The organism is Myxococcus vastator (assembly GCF_010894475.1).
GTDB classification, from domain to species: domain Bacteria; phylum Myxococcota; class Myxococcia; order Myxococcales; family Myxococcaceae; genus Myxococcus; species Myxococcus vastator.
In genome coordinates, this window is record NZ_JAAIYB010000179.1 from 1 (window position 1) to 15,557 (window position 15,557).

Here is a 15,557-nt window from a genome sequence, read left to right on the forward strand (position 1 = left end):
ACCCGATGCGGACGGAAAGGTGCTCACCCGCCATGCGCGAAATGGCGAAGCTTGGCCTCCGCGCCAAGCCGGTAGGCGTAGCGCAAGTCTCCGAGGAGCCGGTCCAACCGCCGGGCGGAGACGTGTCCCATCAGCCGCGCGCAGAAGCGGCGTGACAGCCGGTTCGCCTCCTCGTAGCGCCACCGCTCCTGGGCAGAGAGCTGCTTGCGGTAGGACACCCTGTCGAAGAGGCGCTGGAGCAGCTCCTGAGACCAGGCCCCCACGCCTTCCCCCCACCGGTGCAGCAGGCACACCGCGAACTTGTCCACCTCCGCCTGCGCCTCCAGCTCCAGCAGCGACACCGTCCTGCCGTGGGCCGCCGTGTGGGCCACGTAGAGGAAGTGGCTCACGCCTTCGGCCAGCTGGCAGTAGCCGGCCAGCTCACTGTCCAGCACGTAGCCCAGCGGACCGGATTCGTAGGGCTTGAGCCTGTCGAGCAGCGCCGGTGACAGGTAGAGGGCCAGCTCCAGCGCGTCGCCGGCCTCGTGCACCAGCAGCTCCTCGTCGGCGCGGCCGGTGCCTCCCAGTCGGGCGGCGGCCTCCGTGTCCACGACGAAGACCTCCGCCCTTGCCTCGCACGTGAAGCCGTAGATGGCCTCCAGGTGGTCCTGAACGCGGCCAATCATCCACACCTCCGGCTAGTTGGCGAGCTGTCCCTTGGGCCGCGGCATCATCCCCGCGTCGAGCAGCACGCGCTCCAGCCGGTCACTGCGAGTGCGGACCCACGCCTCATAGACTTTCAGCGCGCCGCTGGGGCCGGCCTGCACCATGCCCCGCGCGGAGATCTCCTCCAGCACCTCCACCAGCTCGCGGAACTTCTCGCACAGCTCCCGGTACACCTGCGCGAAGCCCGCCGCCGGGGTCAGCTCCGCCACGTGGCCGTACGCCGTGCCCCCCATCTGGATGTAGTAGTCCGGCCCCACCACGCCGCTCTGCAGCGCGCCGGAGAAGAAGCCGGCGGTGTACAGCGACACGTCGCCCAGCCGGCGCAGGGTGCGGATGCGCTCGGCGCGCTCCTGCTGCAAGGCCTGGTGGTAGAGGATGGCCAGGGGCTCGTGGTCCTTGCGCCCGTCTTCCTCGCGGGTGAACAGCTTGTCGGTGACGGCGAACTCGGACAGCAGGTTCACCAGGTAGAACTCCGTCACCTCCGCCAGCTCTACCCGCTGCCGCCCCGTGACCTCGCCCAGAAGAGACTTGAAGAACTCCTTCAGAGACAGGGACGCCACCAGTCCACTCATTGACACCTCCCGTCATTCCCCGGGCGGACGTCGCCCGGAGGAGACCTGGTAAGGGTACCAATCCGGCGCGGGCGCGGCAAAACCACCCTCAGTGATTCCAGGCACTTGCGTTAGCACTCGGGGAGCGCGAGTGCCAATCCAGGCTCCCATGGCCCCCGACCGGGCATGGCGCCGCCCGTGGCGGGTGTCATGGGAAAAACCCAGGAATGCCGCGCAGTTGGCACGTGCGGGGAAGGTGGACCGGCGTCGCTTGACGGGTCGACTTCGCTGGTTATTATCCGCCGCGCCTGGGCGTTAGCACTCATGAGGTGCGAGTGCTAACCCCATGGGTCGCGAGGCCCTTTTTCAACCCCCAAGCAGCTTTCGGTCGCCACCGGAAACGGCGCCGGAAGCGACATGTAAGGAGCAGGCCATGAAGATTCGTCCCCTGCAGGATCGGCTCATCGTCAAGCGCGTCGCCGAGGAGAACAAGACCAAGGGCGGCCTCTTCATCCCCGATACGGCGAAGGAGAAGCCCCTGGAGGGCAAGGTCGTCGCCGTGGGTAACGGCAAGGTGCAGGAGGACGGCAAGGTCCGTCCGCTGGACATCAAGGCCGGCGACACCATCCTGTTCAGCAAGTACGCGGGCACCGAGATCAAGCTCGACGGCGAGGAGCACCTCATCCTCCGTGAAGAGGATGTGCTCGGCGTCATCGAGAAGTAATCCGGCTACCCCCCTCTTTTCCTTCAAGGAACCATCCAAATGGCGAAGGACATTCTTTTCGACGTGCGCGCGCGTGAGGCCATCCTCCGCGGCGTCAACATCCTGGCCGATGCGGTCAAGGTCACCCTGGGCCCCAAGGGCCGCAACGTCGTCATCGAGAAGAGCTTCGGCTCGCCGACGATCACCAAGGACGGTGTGACGGTCGCCAAGGAGATCGAGCTCGAGAACAAGTTCGAGAACATGGGCGCGCAGATGGTCAAGGAGGTCGCCTCCAAGACGTCTGACGTCGCCGGTGACGGCACCACCACGGCCACCGTGCTGGCGCAGGCCATCTTCCGCGAGGGCGCGAAGCTGGTCGCCGCGGGCCACAACCCGATGGAGATCAAGCGCGGCATCGACAAGGCCGTGGCCACCGTCGTCGCCGAGCTGAAGAAGCAGGCCAAGCCGACCAAGGACAAGAAGGAGATTGCCCAGGTCGGTACCATCTCCGCCAACGGTGATGAGACCATTGGCACCATCATCGCGGACGCGATGGAGAAGGTGGGCAAGGAAGGCGTCATCACCGTCGAAGAGGCCAAGGGCCTGGAGACGACGCTGGACGTGGTCGAGGGCATGCAGTTCGACCGCGGCTACCTGTCCCCGTACTTCGTGACGGACCCGGAGCGCATGGAGGCGGCGCTCAACGACGCGCTCATCCTCATCAACGAGAAGAAGATCTCCTCGATGAAGGACCTCCTGCCCATCCTGGAGCAGGTCGCCCGCGCCGGTAAGCCCCTGCTCATCATCGCCGAGGACATCGAGGGCGAGGCCCTGGCCACCCTGGTGGTCAACAAGATCCGCGGCGTGCTGAACGTGTGCGCGGTGAAGGCGCCGGGCTTCGGTGACCGCCGCAAGGCCATGCTCGAGGACATCGCCACCCTGACGGGCGGCAAGATGATCGCCGAGGACCTGGGCATCAAGCTGGACACCATCACCCTCCAGGACCTGGGCCGCGCGAAGCGCCTGACGGTGGACAAGGACAACACCACCATCGTGGACGGCGCTGGCAGCCAGCAGGAGATCGAGGCGCGCGTGAAGCAGATCCGCGCCCAGATTGAAGAGACCTCCAGCGACTACGACCGCGAGAAGCTCCAGGAGCGCCTGGCGAAGCTCGTGGGCGGCGTGGCCGTCATCAACGTCGGCGCGGCCACCGAGACGGAGATGAAGGAGAAGAAGGCCCGCGTGGAGGACGCGCTCAACGCGACCCGCGCGGCCGTGGAAGAGGGCGTCGTCCCTGGCGGCGGCGTGGCCTACATCCGCTGCCTCAAGGCGCTGGAAGGCCTGCAGCTGTCCGGCGGTGAGAAGTTCGGCGTGGACATCATCCGCCGCGCGCTCGAGGAGCCCCTCCGCCAGATCGTCGGCAACGGCGGCCTGGAGGGCAGCGTGGTGGTGAACAAGGTCAAGGAGTCCTCCGGTCCGGTCGGCTTCAACGCCGCCACGGGCACCTACGAGGACCTGCTGGCCGCCGGCGTCATCGACCCGGCCAAGGTCAGCCGCACCGCGCTGCAGAACGCGGCGTCCGTGTCCTCGCTGATGCTCACCACCGAGGCCATGGTGGCGGAGCGTCCGAAGGAGGAGAAGGACCTCCCCGCCGGCGGTGGCATGGGCGGGATGGGTGGCATGGGCGGCATGGGCGGCATGGGCATGTAGTCCGCCCCTCACCCCGGCCTGCGTCCGGGGTGACGTCCTGAACGCGGCCTCCGGCTCCCTCCTGGGGAACCGGGGGCCGTCGTCTTTGCGGGCCGGGTGGCGGCACGCCTCCCCGGCCCTTAATTTGGTGGATACGAAGGAGGAGACACCCGTGAAGCCCGTGAAGATTTTTACGACCACCTACTGTGGCTACTGCGTTCGCGCCAAGGACCTGCTCAAGCGCAAGGGCGTGGCGTACGAAGAGGTGGACGTCACCGGAGACGACGACCTGCGCGCCAAGCTCGTGGAGATGAGCGGCGGCCAGCGCACCGTGCCGCAAATCTTCATTGGCGACACGCACGTCGGCGGCTACTCCGACTTGTCCCGCCTGGACACCGAGGGCCGCCTGGAGCCGATGCTCCAGGCCTGAGCACCCCAGGCAGGCGGCCAGCCGCCCCCGCCAGGGCGCCTGGTCCACCGTGCATAGCTTCTCCCCGTGGCACTTCACGCATCCACGGGAGGCGGCATGGCAGGCGAAGAGCGGCAGACGGGGACCCGGGACGAGCAGTACAACCTCATCAGCGTCCTGTATCACCTGCTCAAGGGTGCCTCGACCAGTGAGGCGTACATCCGGGATGCCGAGGAGAACGGCGACCCGGAGCTCGCCCAGTTCTTCCGCGACTGGCAGGAGGAGCAGCGGAACCTCGCCGAGCGGGCCAAGAATCTGCTCGGCGCCCGCATGGCGGGCGTCTCCAGGGCGGGCACCGGCCGCAAGCGCGCGGCCCAAGGGGGCAAGCGCGGCGCGGCCTCGGAGGAGAAGCAACCCACCAACGCGAGCGTTGCCTCGGGCGGCAATGACACGACGCGTGACGCCGTGGACGAGGAGCTGCTGGAGACCTTCCCCGCCAGCGACCCGCCGGCCCGCTACTGAGCGCCAATCCAGAATCCTGCGTCCTTCCGCGAGGGAGTGACGCAGGATTCTGGATTCTGGCCGAACGTTCGTCTTGTATGGGGGGTCGTGAAACACACCGTCCCCTTCCACGGCCCGCGCCTGGCGCAGGCCGGTGACGCGGCCCGCTTCTTCGGCCCCACCGAGCGCCGCCTCTTGGCGGAGCAACGCCTCCAGTCTGGTGAACGTGAACTGATTGACACCGAGGGCCGCGCGGTAGGCCAGCGCGCCACCGAGGTGGTGAGGTACGTGGGCCGAGTGGAAGTCCTCCCGCCGCCACGCACGCGGTGGTGCAGGAGGTCTTCGGGGAGGCCACCGTGAATCCCTACGCAGACATCCTCGAGGAAAGCGCGGACCCGGCGCTCGAGCTGACGCGCCGGATGGAGGCGCTCACGCTCGACGGACGCCCCGCCCTTCTCCAGACCCTTGCCCGCGCACGGCTGGCGCTCGTGCCAGTCGAAGCGCGCGTTCAACAACCCTCAGGCAGGATTGTTCCACTCGTACTGCCTTGAGATTTCCCGGTGTGAAGAGGCTCGCGTCGGGCTTGCCCGCCCATGCGACTCGCACCTAAAGAGGACCCGATATGGATAGGCCCGAGGTCACCCAGACCACTCAGACGGAGCAAGAAGGCCGCACCACCCGCATCCCCATCCCCGAATGGACGGTGGAGGTGGTCGCCGGACCTGACAAGGGCAAGAAGGTGAAGACGCAGGACGGGCTGGTCCGTGTGGGCTCCGACGGCGCCTGTGATTTGGTGCTCACGGACGCCACGGTGAGCCGCCGCCACCTGGAGGTGGAGCGCACCTCGCGGGGGCTGATGCTGCGCGACACCGGCAGCCGCAACGGCACCTTCCTGGACGGCCGGCAGGTGGTGCAGGCCTACCTGACCAGCGGCGACAAGGTGGAGCTGGGCAAGACGAAGCTCTCCGTGAAGGTCGCCCCGCGCCCCACCGAGGTGGAGGTGGCGGGGGCGGAGTCCTTCGGCGCGCTGGTGGGCGCCTCGGAGAAGATGCGCTGGGTCTTCACGGAGCTGCGCCGCATCGCCCGCGAGGACATGAGCCTGCTCGTGGAGGGAGAGACGGGCACTGGCAAGGAGCTGGCGGCGCGCGCGGTGCACCAGCACTCGGCGCGGCGCCACGGCCCCTTCAAGGTCGTGGACTGCAACCTCATCTCCGAGGAGAAGGCCGAGCGCGAGCTCTTCGGCGGCCTGCGCGCGGGTGACGGCGAGGACCGCGAGGCGCGGGGCGTCTTCGAGGCGGCCCGGGGCGGCACCCTCTTCATGGACGAGGTGGGCGAGCTGCCGCTGCCCGTGCAGGGCAAGCTGCTGCGCGTGCTGGAGACGCGCGAGGTGCCGTCGCTGGACGGCCAGCCGGTGGCGGTGGACGTGCGCGTCATCGCCTCCACCCACCGGAACCTGGAAGAGGACGTGCGCCAGGGCCGCTTCCGCGCGGACCTGTACTTCCGGCTCGCGGTGGCGCGCGTGCGCCTGCCGCCCCTGCGCACCCGCCGGGACGACTTGCCCGCGCTGGCCCAGGCCCTGGCCCAGACGCTGCGCGCCAGCATCACCCTCACGCCCCAGACGCTGGCCCTCTTCGAGGGCTATGAGTGGCCGGGCAACGTGCGCGAGCTGCGCAACGTGCTGGAGCGCGGCGCCCTCATGGAGGAGACGGGCAACAGCAGCTGGCTGGACTTCCTCGCCCAGCCCTCGCGGCGCGCGGAGGGCCAGGCCCCCACCACCCAGGTGGCCACGCTGGTGGGCACCCTGCCCTACCACGAGGCCAAGGACAGGGTGCTGGCCGACTTCGAGCGCCTGTACTTCGCCGAGGTCATGAAGACCGTGGGCTTCGACATGAAGGCCGCGGAGCAGCGCACCGGGCTCTCCATGCAGAGCCTCTATCGCCTACTGAAAAAGAACGGGCTTCGGCTCAAGGACCTCAAGAACGCCGAGGGCCTGGAGAAGTAAAGAAGTCCGCACGCAGATCCACCCCCAGGGAGAACAACCGCATGTTGCGTCGCGTTGCCGTAGCCTCCGTCGTCTTCACCGCCGCTTGTGCCGGCCAGCAGAAGCCCGCGGCCCCCGCCGGACCGACCGCGCCGACCGAGGAGCGAGTCCGCATCACCAACCAGCCCCCGTTCGACCTGGTGAACTGCTTCCCGCGCGAGCTCCAGCTCCCGGAGCAGGCGAGCCAGGGCGTCGTGCTGGGCGCGCTGCTCACCACGCGTCCCCAGGTGATGGAGTGCCTGGTGGACCCGAAGCACCGGGGCGCGGAGAAGACGACCACGGTGGAGGTCAAGACGAGCGTCACGGAGCAGGGCGCCTCGCACGCCGTCACCGGGACGAACCTCACCCCGGAAGGCCAGGCCTGCATCCAGAAGGTGGTGGACAGCCAGGTAAAGCTGTCCGCGCTGCCCAAGGGCGCGCAGCCCGTGGAAGCGGCCATCCCCTTCGAGCACACCACCAGCGGCCTCAACTCCGTCACCTTCAACATCAACGAGGGCTCGGACTTCACCGGCTCGGTGCGTCTGGCGCAGCAGGGCTGGTGTGAGTGCTACGCCAACTTCAAGGAGCAGGTCCCGCCGCCGCTGACGGCGAAGATCAAGCTGCTGAAGGCCAACCCCACCCCGGCCGAGGTGACCTTCGCACCCTCCGGCAACACCGAGGCGGACCAGCTGGCCGCCTGCCTCCAGCCGAAGATTGCCGCGCTGCCGGTGAAGCTGACCTCCGACGAGCTGGGCTTCTCCTACCGCTTCGTCCACTTCGACTCGGCCGCGCCGGACGCCGCTTCGGCCGCCCTGCCGCCCGAGCTGCGCTTCCTCCAGCTGGACCTCAACCGCACCCAGCGCGCGGCGGACTCGGCCATCGCCGACGGCGCCCGCACCCCGGCGGCCCTGGCCTACGGCGAAGTCGTGGACCGCTACCAGAAGACCAAGAACTGGCGCCTGTTCGACGAGATGTCCAGCAAGTGCGAGGCGCTGGTGAAGGCGGACGCGGGCGTCATCGAGTCCATCAAGGCCCGTCAGGCCACGGACCAGGCCGCGCTGGCGCTGGCCACGGAGATGGCGGCGAAGGACGCTGAGAACTGGGGTGACGTCGTCACCGCCACCCAGAAGAACGTCGACGAGTCCATGAAGGAGCTGGCCGACGCGGAGAAGATGGCCGCGCAGGACAAGGGCGCCTGCCCGAAGAAGAACTTCAAGTAGCCCCCGCCCCACGGCGGAAAAACACGAAGGCGCGGGAGCCCGGAAGCCGGGGCCCGCGCCTTCTGTGTTTCCAAGGGGCAACCGCCCGGGACGGGCCTACGCCGCCGTCACCTTGTCGTCGTTGGCCGCGCCCGCCTCGCGCATGCGCACGCTGACGAGCTTGGAGATGCCCGGCTCCTCCATGGTGACGCCATAGAGGGTGTTGGAGACCTCCATCGTCCGCTTGTTGTGGGTGATGAGGATGAACTGCGACTGCTTGCTCATCTCCTTCACCATGTCGTTGTAGCGGCCCACGTTGCCCTCATCCAACGGCGCGTCGACCTCGTCGAGGAGGCAGAAGGGCGTCGGCTTGATGAGGAAGATGCCGAAGATGAGGCCCACGGCGGTGAGGGCCTTCTCGCCGCCGGACAGCAGGTTGACGCTCTGCAGCTTCTTGCCGGGCGGCTGGGCGACGATTTCCACGCCCGGCTCCCCGCCCGGCCCCTCGTTGGTGAGGATGAGGCTGGCCCGGCCGCCGCCGAACAGGCGCGGGAAGATGGCCTGGAACTTCTCGTTCACCACGTCGAAGGTCTGCTTGAAGCGCTCGCGGCTGGTGGCGTCGATGCGCTGGATGGCCTCCTTCAGCTGCTCGATGGAGGACTGCAGGTCCTTCTTCTGCGCGGTGAGGAAGTCGTAGCGCTTGGACAGCTCCGCGTGCTCGTCGATGGCGGTGAGGTTGATCTCCCCCATCTTCTCCACCTGCGCGCGCAGGTCCTTCAGCTCCGCCTCCGTCTCCGGGGCCAGCGCGGCCAGCAGGTGGTACTTGTGCAGCTCGTTCGCCAGCTCCACCTGGTGCCGCTCGCGGATGCCCGCCGCCAGGTGCTCCAGCTCCAGGGCGATTTCGCGCTCACGCAGCGAGATTTGCGACAGGCCCTGCATCAGCTCGTCCACGCGGCCGCGCAGCTCGCGGAACATCGCGTCCTGCTCACGCACCTCCGCGGAGGCCGCGGTGTGCGCCGCGCGGCGCGCCTCCAGCCCCTCCGCGGCGAGCCGGTGCTCCTCGGCGCGCTGCGACAGGCCGCCCTCGGTGTCCGTCGTGCGCCGCGCCAGCTCCTCCACGCGCGACCCACCCTCCACCACCGTGGCCTGGAGCCGGGTGATGCGCGTCTCCATGTCCTGGCGCTGGGAGACGAGGCTGTCCAGCTCCTTGCGGGCCGACTCGCCACGCTCGCTGCCGGCGGCCACCTTGATGCGCAGGCCCGTCAGCTCGCCGTTGGCCGTCTCCGCGCGCAGGCGCAGCGACTCCTGTTCGGCCACCAGCTGCTTCACCCGCTCCTCGCGGCCCTCGCGGTCCGCCTGGCCGTGCGCCACCTCGCCGCGGCTCATCTCCTCGTCGTGCTCCAGGGCCTGGTGGCTCTGGGCGAGCTGCCCCTCCTCCAGCTCCAGGGCGCGGACCCGCTCGCGCACGCGGGCCAGGTCCTCGCCCGCCTTGTGCAGGTCCTTCTCCTGGCTGGCGAGGTTCAGCTCCTCGGCGTGCTGATTCTTGGCCAGCCCCTTGAGGACGCCCTCCGCGTGCCCCATCTGCTTCTGGAGCGTGTAGTGCCGGGTGAGAATCTCGTTGTAGCGCTCCTCGACGCGGGCCACCTCGGTGGCCAGCTCGGCGATTTCGCGCTTCTTCTGGAGCGCGCCCACCGCCGCGCCCTCGCTCTCACCGCCGACGATGGTGCCGTCCGGGCGGAACACCTCGCCCTCCGCCGTCACCAGCGTGCACGCCGGGCCGCCCGACTGGGTCCACGCGCGCGCCGTGGCCACGTCCTGGACGATGACGACGTCCCCCAGCAGCAGCTGGACGAGCGGCGCCAGCGCCTCCTCACACGTCACCTCGCGCAGGGCATGCGCGAGCACCCCGGGCTGGCTGAAGTCCGGCTCCAGCGGGGCCGGCAGCGCGTCCAGCGCGGGCACCGGGAGGAAGCTGCCCCGGCCCTCGGCGTGGCCCTTGAGGTAGTCCACCAGCTCCACGCCCTTGTCGCGGCTCTCCACGATGACGTGCTGGAGCCGCTCACCCAGAGCGGCCTCCACCGCGCGCTCGTAGCGCGGGGTGACGGTGATGACGTCCGCCACCAGGCCGAAGATGCCCTGCTCGCGGGCCTGCACCCCGGCGCGCGTCATGACGGCGCGCACGCCGCGATCGAAGCCGTCGTAGTTCTTCTGGATGTCCTCCAGCGTGGAGAGGCGGCTGCGCTTGTCGCTCAGCTCCTCCCGCAGCGCGATGACCTCGATTTCGTTCTCCGTGAAGGACGCGCGGGTGCGGGTGAGCGCGTCCTCCTCCTGGCCCTTGCGCTCGGCCAGCTCCGCGGCGAGGTGCCGGGTGTCCTCCACCCGCTTCGCCACGTCGCCCCGGGCGCTCTCCAGCGTCTGCTCCTGGGCGCGCAGGGCGTCCAGCTCGCCCTGGAGCTTCGCGCGGCGGGCGCCCAAATCTCCCCGCTGGCGGGCGAGGTTGACCAGGTTGCTCTCGTGGTTGGCCAGGCGCGTGGCCACGGCCACCAGGCCGGCGCGCTCCTGCTCCAGGCGCAGCGCGACCTCCGTCTGGAGCTGGGACACGCGGCGCAGCTCCTCCTGCGCCACCTGCATCGCGACCTCGTCCTCCTTCCACGAGCCGGCGATGCCCGACAGCTCCGCCTCGCGGGCGGCCATGGCCTCGGACATCTCCGCCTTGCGCGCCAGGAGCCCGTCCAGCTCCACCTGGGCGGCGGCCACGCGGGCCCGCGTCTCCTCCAGGTCGCGCTTGCCGTAGGTCATCTCCTGCGTGTCGCGCTGCAGGGAGCTCTCCAGCGTGTGCACCTCCGCGGCCAGCGCCTGGAGCGCGGCGGTCTCCGCCTCCAGCTCCGCGCGGCGGCGCGTAATCGTCTCCTCCAGTTCCTTCACCCGGTCCAGGCTCTCCCGTTCCTCGGAGCCCAGGTTCTCCAGCCGCGACTGGAGCATCTTCTTCTCCGCCATCAGCTCCAGCTGGCGGTGGGTGGCCGCGTGCAGGTCGATGTCCCGCATGCGCGCCTTGAGCTTCTTGTACTTCTCCGCCTTCTTCGACTGGCGCGACAGCGCGTCGAGCCGCTTCTCCAGCTCGTTGGTGATGTCGGTGACGCGCAGCAGGTTGGCGTCGGTCGCCTCCATCTTGCGCTCGGCGGCCTTGCGGCGGGCCTTGTACTTGGTGACGCCCGCGGCCTCCTCCAGCAGGTGGCGCCGGTCCTCCGGCTTGCTGGACACGATGAGGCCCACGCGGCCCTGCTCGATGATGGAGTACGCCTTGGTGCCCACGCCGGTGCCGAGGAACAGCTCGGTGATGTCCAGCAGCCGGCACAGCGTCTTGTTGATGAGGTACTCGGAGTCGCCGTTGCGGAACAGGCGCCGCGTCACCGTGACTTCGGAGAAGCCCTGGTACTGGGGCGCGAGCTGGTCCGTGTCATCCACGAGGAACGTGAGCGACACCTCCGCCATGGACAGCGGCGGCTTGTTCTCCGAGCCGTTGAAGATGACGTCCTCCATGCCGCGGCCACGGAGGTTCTTCGCGCTCTGCTCACCCATCACCCAGCGGATGGCGTCCACGACGTTGGACTTGCCGCAGCCGTTGGGCCCGACGATGCCCGTCACGCCTTCGTCGAACGTGAAGACGCTCCGTTCCATGAAGGACTTGAAGCCGGTGATGTCCAACCGCTTGATTCGCATGCCAGCGGGCTCCTAGAGCGGGCTCGGTACGAGGAGAAAATCGCGCGCGAGGCCGAAAAATCGGCCTCGGAGCGTCCAGCAGAAAGGAGTACCAGCCACCTCCCAGGCGATCAAGCGTGGCCATGCCACGCATCGCCATACGTTCGGTTGCCTGGTCTGCGACAGAGCGGGCGTGCCCTGTAGCTGTAGCGCACGGCGTGTGGGGGAAGGCCCGCACGGGCGGGAGCGCACCTCCCGCGTCCCGTGCACGAGCGCGCGCGGTGCAGCCCTGTAGAGTCCTGTCGCACGACGTAGAAGCAGCACCTCGCGGGACGTAGCATCCCGGTCTGACACGTCCGCCTTGCCAGGACGGCACGGGAGGCGGCAGGCCGTCATGACGTCCGCGCGTTCGACGCCGAACGCGCGAGCGCCCGGGGCATCAGCCTCCGAGTGCGTAGTTCTCCAGCAGTTCGAGCGTGCTCCGGACCGCGGGCTGCGCATGGAGGATGAAGATGGGTGTCTTCCGCGCCCAGGCCAACCGAAGCGCTTCATAGAGCAGGGCGTGTGCGTAGCTCTGCGTGCAGGTCGAAATCCCCACGAAGTCGAGCGCCACGGGCTGCCGCTTCACCAGCCTTGGCAGCAACTGCTCCTCCGCGAAGCGTTGCGCCGCTCTCGCATCCTCGACGCCCGTCGAGCGGACCACGAACTTCAAGGCGCCCTCCGGCGGCGCCTCGAACGACAGCCACTTGTGGATGGCCCGCCGCGGCGTCCGCTCGGAGGCCCGCTCGCGGATGGTCTCAATCATGCCGTCGTAGTCTTGCGCCGCCTCCGCCGGCATCTCGAACGCCACGAGCGTCCCCGGATATCCCACACCGCTCAGGAGCTGCTGGATGCCATGGGGGTTCTCGAAATCCTCGTCCCCCTGGAGCATGAGCGTCGCCCCACGGGTGGCGATGACCAGCCTGCCCCCCACCAGCTTGGTCATCTCCGAGATGAAGAAGAGCCCCATTCCCGCGTTCTGGGCACTCCCCGTCTCGCCTTCGTCGAAGGCACTCGAGATGTGCGGCCACAGCGACTTCTCCAGCGCCGTCCTCGCATCCGCCAGGCGGTGCCGGCTCTGGAGGCTCGCGGGAATCCCCAGGCCCGCGTCCGCGACCGCCACCTGGACCATGGGCTGCGTCGCGTTGCGCCCTCCCCGATTGAGCTGCGCGCCGACGATGCCCCCCAGCGGGTCCAGGCTGTGCTGGACGACGTTCCTCAGGAGCTCGTTCAGGACGTAATAGAGCGTCCGGCGCGTGTCCTCGAAGCGAGGATCAGGAACCAGCAAGCGCGAGATTTCGTCTGAGGGCGGCTCGGTCGCGGAGTGGCGTTGGATGCGCGCCAACTTGACGGTGCGGCCCTGCTCTCCCGGAGCCATCCCCTGCACACCGGCTCCCGACAAGACGCCCTCGAAGCCGACGGCTCTCGCGAACCCGCACGACCTGGAGTTCGCGTCGAGCGACACCCGCAGCGGCGCGCTGCCATCCATCCGGGCGAGGGCCGAGATCGCCACGAGCCCCCACATTTCGATGGGGTCGATGGAGCCCAGCACCACCCCCACCGGGTCATTCCCCAACCAACGCAAGAGCGGCGTGGGCTCGCTCAGCTCAATCCTGGATGGTGCGGCCACCGGCGTCATCTGTCCCTCGCGTCGTCACCCATGGGGCCTGGCCTCGTGGGCCCTCCGTCGAACCAGGCCCTCCAGGCTTCACACCTAAACGGACTCACCTGACGCGCCCGGAGGCACCTCACCGGAGCCGTCCCCCGCGGCGCGCCCGGGCGCCGTCCGCGACTGCGGCTCCACGGTGACGCGCACCACGCGCGGCCCTTCCACGTCGTCCACGACGATGCGCCACATGTCGAGCCGCAGCGTGTCCCCCTTCACGGGAACCCGGCCCAGCCGCGTCATGAGGTAACCGGCGATGGTCGTCACCTCGCCCTCTTCGTCCTCGTCCAGGTCGAAGTTGACGTCCAGCCGCTCCTCCAAATCATCGAGCTGCGCGGTGCCCGGCAGCTCGAAGCGGCCCCCCGGCAGCGCGCGGACCTCGTCCATGCGGCGGCCCAGCTCGGCGACGTCGCCCACCACCTCCGCCACCACGTCGGCGATCGTCACCAGCCCCGACGTGCCGCCGTGCTCGTCCACCACCAGCGCCGTCTGCCGGCGCCGCCGTCGGAACTCCGCCAGCAGCTGCTCCAGCGTGGCGCCCTCCGGGATGAACAGCACCGGCCGCTGCACCTGCGCCAGGCTGTGCAGCTCGCCCCGGGACAGGAGGAAGAACAGGTCCTTGGCGTTCACCACGCCCTCGACCTCGTCGAGGTTGCCCCGGCACACCGGCAACCACGTGTGGCCCGCCGCGCGCGCATCCGCGATGCACTTCTCCAGCGGCTCTTCCACATCCAGGAACTTCACCTGGTTGCGCGGCACCATCACCTGCCGCGCCGTCTTCTGCGCCATCTCCAGCGCGCGCTCCAGCAGCTCCGCGCGCGCCGTGGTAATCGCGCCCGCCTGCGCCGAGCTGTGCAGGATGACCAGCAGCTCGTCCTCGCTGTGCGCCTCGTGCGCCCCCCCCACCGACTGGAGGCCGAAGACGCGCAGCACCCACGCCGCCAGCCCGTTGAGCAGGACGATGGCCGGGTAGAACAGGACGTAGAACACCCGCATGGGCAGCGCCACCGCGAGCGTCGTGTCCTCGGGCCGCTGGATGGCCAGGCTCTTGGGCGCCAGCTCACCGAGCACGATGTGCAGGAAGGTGATGATGCTGAAGCCAATCACCACCGCCGCGGAGTGGGCCAACGTGGTGGAGGCGCCCTCCGGCACCAACGGCACCAGCACCGGCTCCAACAAGCGCGCGAAGGCCGGCTCACCCAGCCAGCCCAGGCCCAGGGAGGCCAGGGTGATGCCGAACTGCGTGGCGGAGAGGTACGCGTCCAGCTTCTCCACCATCTTCATGGCCGCGGCCGCGCCCGGCGCGCCTTCGTCCACCAGGGACTGGAGCCGCGTGGCGCGGATCTTCACGATGGCGAACTCGGTCGCCACGAAGAAGCCGTTGGCGAATACGAGGAGGATCGCCAGCCCCAGGAACAACCATTCGTTGCCCATGGCTCAGAACAAGGCTTCGAAGTCCGGGTCACCCTTGAGGGCGTCGAACATGGGGTCCGTGGACAGCCACCCCATCACCTTCGGCCGGTCCGCGGTGAGCGACTTCTGCAGGTACTGCACGGCGTCCTTGGGACGCCCCCACAGCGCGAACAGGGCGGACAGGTTGTAGTTGAGCAGCAGGTCTTCCGGGTTGAGCGCCCGCGCCCGCTCATAGGCGCGCTCCGCCTCCGCGTAGAAGCCCTTCTGCGCGTAGCAGATGCCCAGGTCCAGCTGCGCCTCGAAGTTGTCCGGCTCCAGGCGCACCACTTCCTTCAGCTGGGTGATGGCGGAGCGGTAGTCGCCCTCGTCCATCATCAGCGCGGCCAGCTCGTGACGGGGGAAGGCGTCCTGGGAGTCCAGCTCGATGGCCGTCTGGAGCTCGCGCATCGCCTCCTCCACGCGGCCCTGGTCCGCGTAGGTGAGGCCCAGGTTGAGGTGGGCGTCCGGATACTCCGGATCCAACTCGATGGCTTCCTTGTACTCCTCCACCGCCATCTCCCCCGCGTGGGTGGAGAGGAAGCAGGCCAGGTTGTAGTGCGCCGTGGCGCTCTCCGGCTCCAGCTTCAGGGCGGTGAGGTACTCCGACAGCGCCTCGCGGAAGAGCTTCTTCTCCGCGTAGACGGTCGCCAGGTTGTCGTGGGCGTGCGCGGAGCTCGGGTCGAGGTCAATGGCCTTCTTGAACTCCTTGATGGCCTCGTCGAGCCAACCCCGGTCCGCCAGCTCGATTCCCCGAGTGTTGTGCTCGTCGGAGAGAGCGATGTTGTCCTTTTCGCGGGCCATGAGCGCGCGGGCAATCTACGCGCCGCGCTCCAAGTGGTGCAAGGTAGAGTTTCCCCCCGCCCATGCGCCACGTCGCACTGCTGCTGCTCCTGTTGTCCGCCTGTCACCCCCGCGCCGTCCCCC

Annotated in this window: 13 protein-coding genes; 7 read left to right on the plus strand and 6 right to left on the minus strand. The window is 68.9% G+C overall.

Features of this window, described 5'->3' with window-relative positions; genetic code table 11:
• Window positions 1–23 precede the first annotated feature (23 nt).
• Both G4D87_RS18840 and G4D87_RS18845 read right to left on the minus strand, forming a co-directional pair.
• A complete protein-coding gene (locus G4D87_RS18840; protein WP_163783448.1) occupies window positions 24–665 on the minus strand; it encodes a hypothetical protein in 642 nt (213 codons plus the stop codon).
• Between the two features lie 12 nt (window positions 666–677).
• A complete protein-coding gene (locus tag G4D87_RS18845) occupies window positions 678–1,277 on the minus strand; it encodes a hypothetical protein (protein WP_176413003.1) in 600 nt (199 codons plus the stop codon).
• Window positions 1,278–1,689: 412 nt separating this feature from the next.
• On the opposite strand from G4D87_RS18845, the gene groES reads away from it, so the two are divergent.
• The 7 genes from groES (at window position 1,690) to G4D87_RS18880 (ending at window position 7,798) form a co-directional block, all read left to right on the plus strand.
• A complete protein-coding gene (groES, locus tag G4D87_RS18850; RefSeq protein WP_013941457.1) occupies window positions 1,690–1,980 on the plus strand; it encodes a co-chaperone GroES in 291 nt (96 codons plus the stop codon).
• A 39-nt stretch (window positions 1,981–2,019) separates the two neighbouring features.
• The gene (gene groL, locus G4D87_RS18855; protein ID WP_163783450.1) at window positions 2,020–3,669 is read left to right on the plus strand and encodes a chaperonin GroEL; all 1,650 of its coding nucleotides are present in this window, start codon (window positions 2,020–2,022) and stop codon (window positions 3,667–3,669) included.
• A 151-nt stretch (window positions 3,670–3,820) separates the two neighbouring features.
• Window positions 3,821–4,078: a glutaredoxin 3 gene (gene grxC, locus G4D87_RS18860; protein ID WP_163783451.1), complete on the plus strand. Its 258-nt coding sequence runs from the start codon at window positions 3,821–3,823 to the stop codon at window positions 4,076–4,078.
• 96 nt (window positions 4,079–4,174) lie between these two features.
• Window positions 4,175–4,579 (plus strand): hypothetical protein, encoded by a 405-nt coding sequence (locus G4D87_RS18865; RefSeq protein WP_163783452.1) that lies wholly within the window; start codon window positions 4,175–4,177, stop codon window positions 4,577–4,579.
• Window positions 4,580–4,914: 335 nt separating this feature from the next.
• Window positions 4,915–5,109 (plus strand): hypothetical protein, encoded by a 195-nt coding sequence (locus G4D87_RS39480; protein WP_240358397.1) that lies wholly within the window; start codon window positions 4,915–4,917, stop codon window positions 5,107–5,109.
• Between the two features lie 71 nt (window positions 5,110–5,180).
• A complete protein-coding gene (locus G4D87_RS18875) occupies window positions 5,181–6,560 on the plus strand; it encodes an FHA and sigma-54 interaction domain-containing protein (RefSeq protein WP_163783453.1) in 1,380 nt (459 codons plus the stop codon).
• Between the two features lie 41 nt (window positions 6,561–6,601).
• Window positions 6,602–7,798 carry a hypothetical protein gene (locus tag G4D87_RS18880; RefSeq protein ID WP_163783454.1) on the plus strand — a complete coding sequence of 399 codons (1,197 nt, stop codon included), beginning with the start codon at window positions 6,602–6,604 and terminating at the stop codon, window positions 7,796–7,798.
• 96 nt (window positions 7,799–7,894) lie between these two features.
• Here the strand turns inward: G4D87_RS18880 and smc are convergent, their stop codons facing one another.
• From smc to G4D87_RS18900, 4 genes are all read right to left on the minus strand, one after another.
• Window positions 7,895–11,497 carry a chromosome segregation protein SMC gene (gene smc / locus G4D87_RS18885; protein WP_163783455.1) on the minus strand — a complete coding sequence of 1,201 codons (3,603 nt, stop codon included), beginning with the start codon at window positions 11,495–11,497 and terminating at the stop codon, window positions 7,895–7,897.
• A 418-nt stretch (window positions 11,498–11,915) separates the two neighbouring features.
• Window positions 11,916–13,145, minus strand: coding sequence for an ATP-binding protein (locus G4D87_RS18890; protein ID WP_163783456.1), 1,230 nt, complete (start codon window positions 13,143–13,145; stop codon window positions 11,916–11,918).
• An 84-nt stretch (window positions 13,146–13,229) separates the two neighbouring features.
• Window positions 13,230–14,615 (minus strand): hemolysin family protein, encoded by a 1,386-nt coding sequence (locus G4D87_RS18895; protein ID WP_163783457.1) that lies wholly within the window; start codon window positions 14,613–14,615, stop codon window positions 13,230–13,232.
• A 3-nt stretch (window positions 14,616–14,618) separates the two neighbouring features.
• The gene (locus G4D87_RS18900; protein ID WP_013941468.1) at window positions 14,619–15,434 is read right to left on the minus strand and encodes a tetratricopeptide repeat protein; all 816 of its coding nucleotides are present in this window, start codon (window positions 15,432–15,434) and stop codon (window positions 14,619–14,621) included.
• Window positions 15,435–15,557: the final 123 nt, after the last annotated feature.

Excerpts from the sequence above, each read along its gene's own strand:
- G4D87_RS18840 (WP_163783448.1), bottom strand. The coding sequence starts at position 665 with ATGATTGGCCGCGTTCAGGACCACCTGGAGGCCATCTACGGCTTCACG.
- G4D87_RS18845 (WP_176413003.1), bottom strand. The coding sequence starts at position 1,277 with ATGAGTGGACTGGTGGCGTCCCTGTCTCTGAAGGAGTTCTTCAAGTCT.
- groES (WP_013941457.1), top strand. The coding sequence starts at position 1,690 with ATGAAGATTCGTCCCCTGCAGGATCGGCTCATCGTCAAGCGCGTCGCC.
- groL (WP_163783450.1), top strand. The coding sequence starts at position 2,020 with ATGGCGAAGGACATTCTTTTCGACGTGCGCGCGCGTGAGGCCATCCTC.
- G4D87_RS18865 (WP_163783452.1), top strand. The coding sequence starts at position 4,175 with ATGGCAGGCGAAGAGCGGCAGACGGGGACCCGGGACGAGCAGTACAAC.
- G4D87_RS18875 (WP_163783453.1), top strand. The coding sequence starts at position 5,181 with ATGGATAGGCCCGAGGTCACCCAGACCACTCAGACGGAGCAAGAAGGC.
- G4D87_RS18880 (WP_163783454.1), top strand. The coding sequence starts at position 6,602 with ATGTTGCGTCGCGTTGCCGTAGCCTCCGTCGTCTTCACCGCCGCTTGT.
- smc (WP_163783455.1), bottom strand. The coding sequence starts at position 11,497 with ATGCGAATCAAGCGGTTGGACATCACCGGCTTCAAGTCCTTCATGGAA.
- G4D87_RS18895 (WP_163783457.1), bottom strand. The coding sequence starts at position 14,615 with ATGGGCAACGAATGGTTGTTCCTGGGGCTGGCGATCCTCCTCGTATTC.
- G4D87_RS18900 (WP_013941468.1), bottom strand. The coding sequence starts at position 15,434 with ATGGCCCGCGAAAAGGACAACATCGCTCTCTCCGACGAGCACAACACT.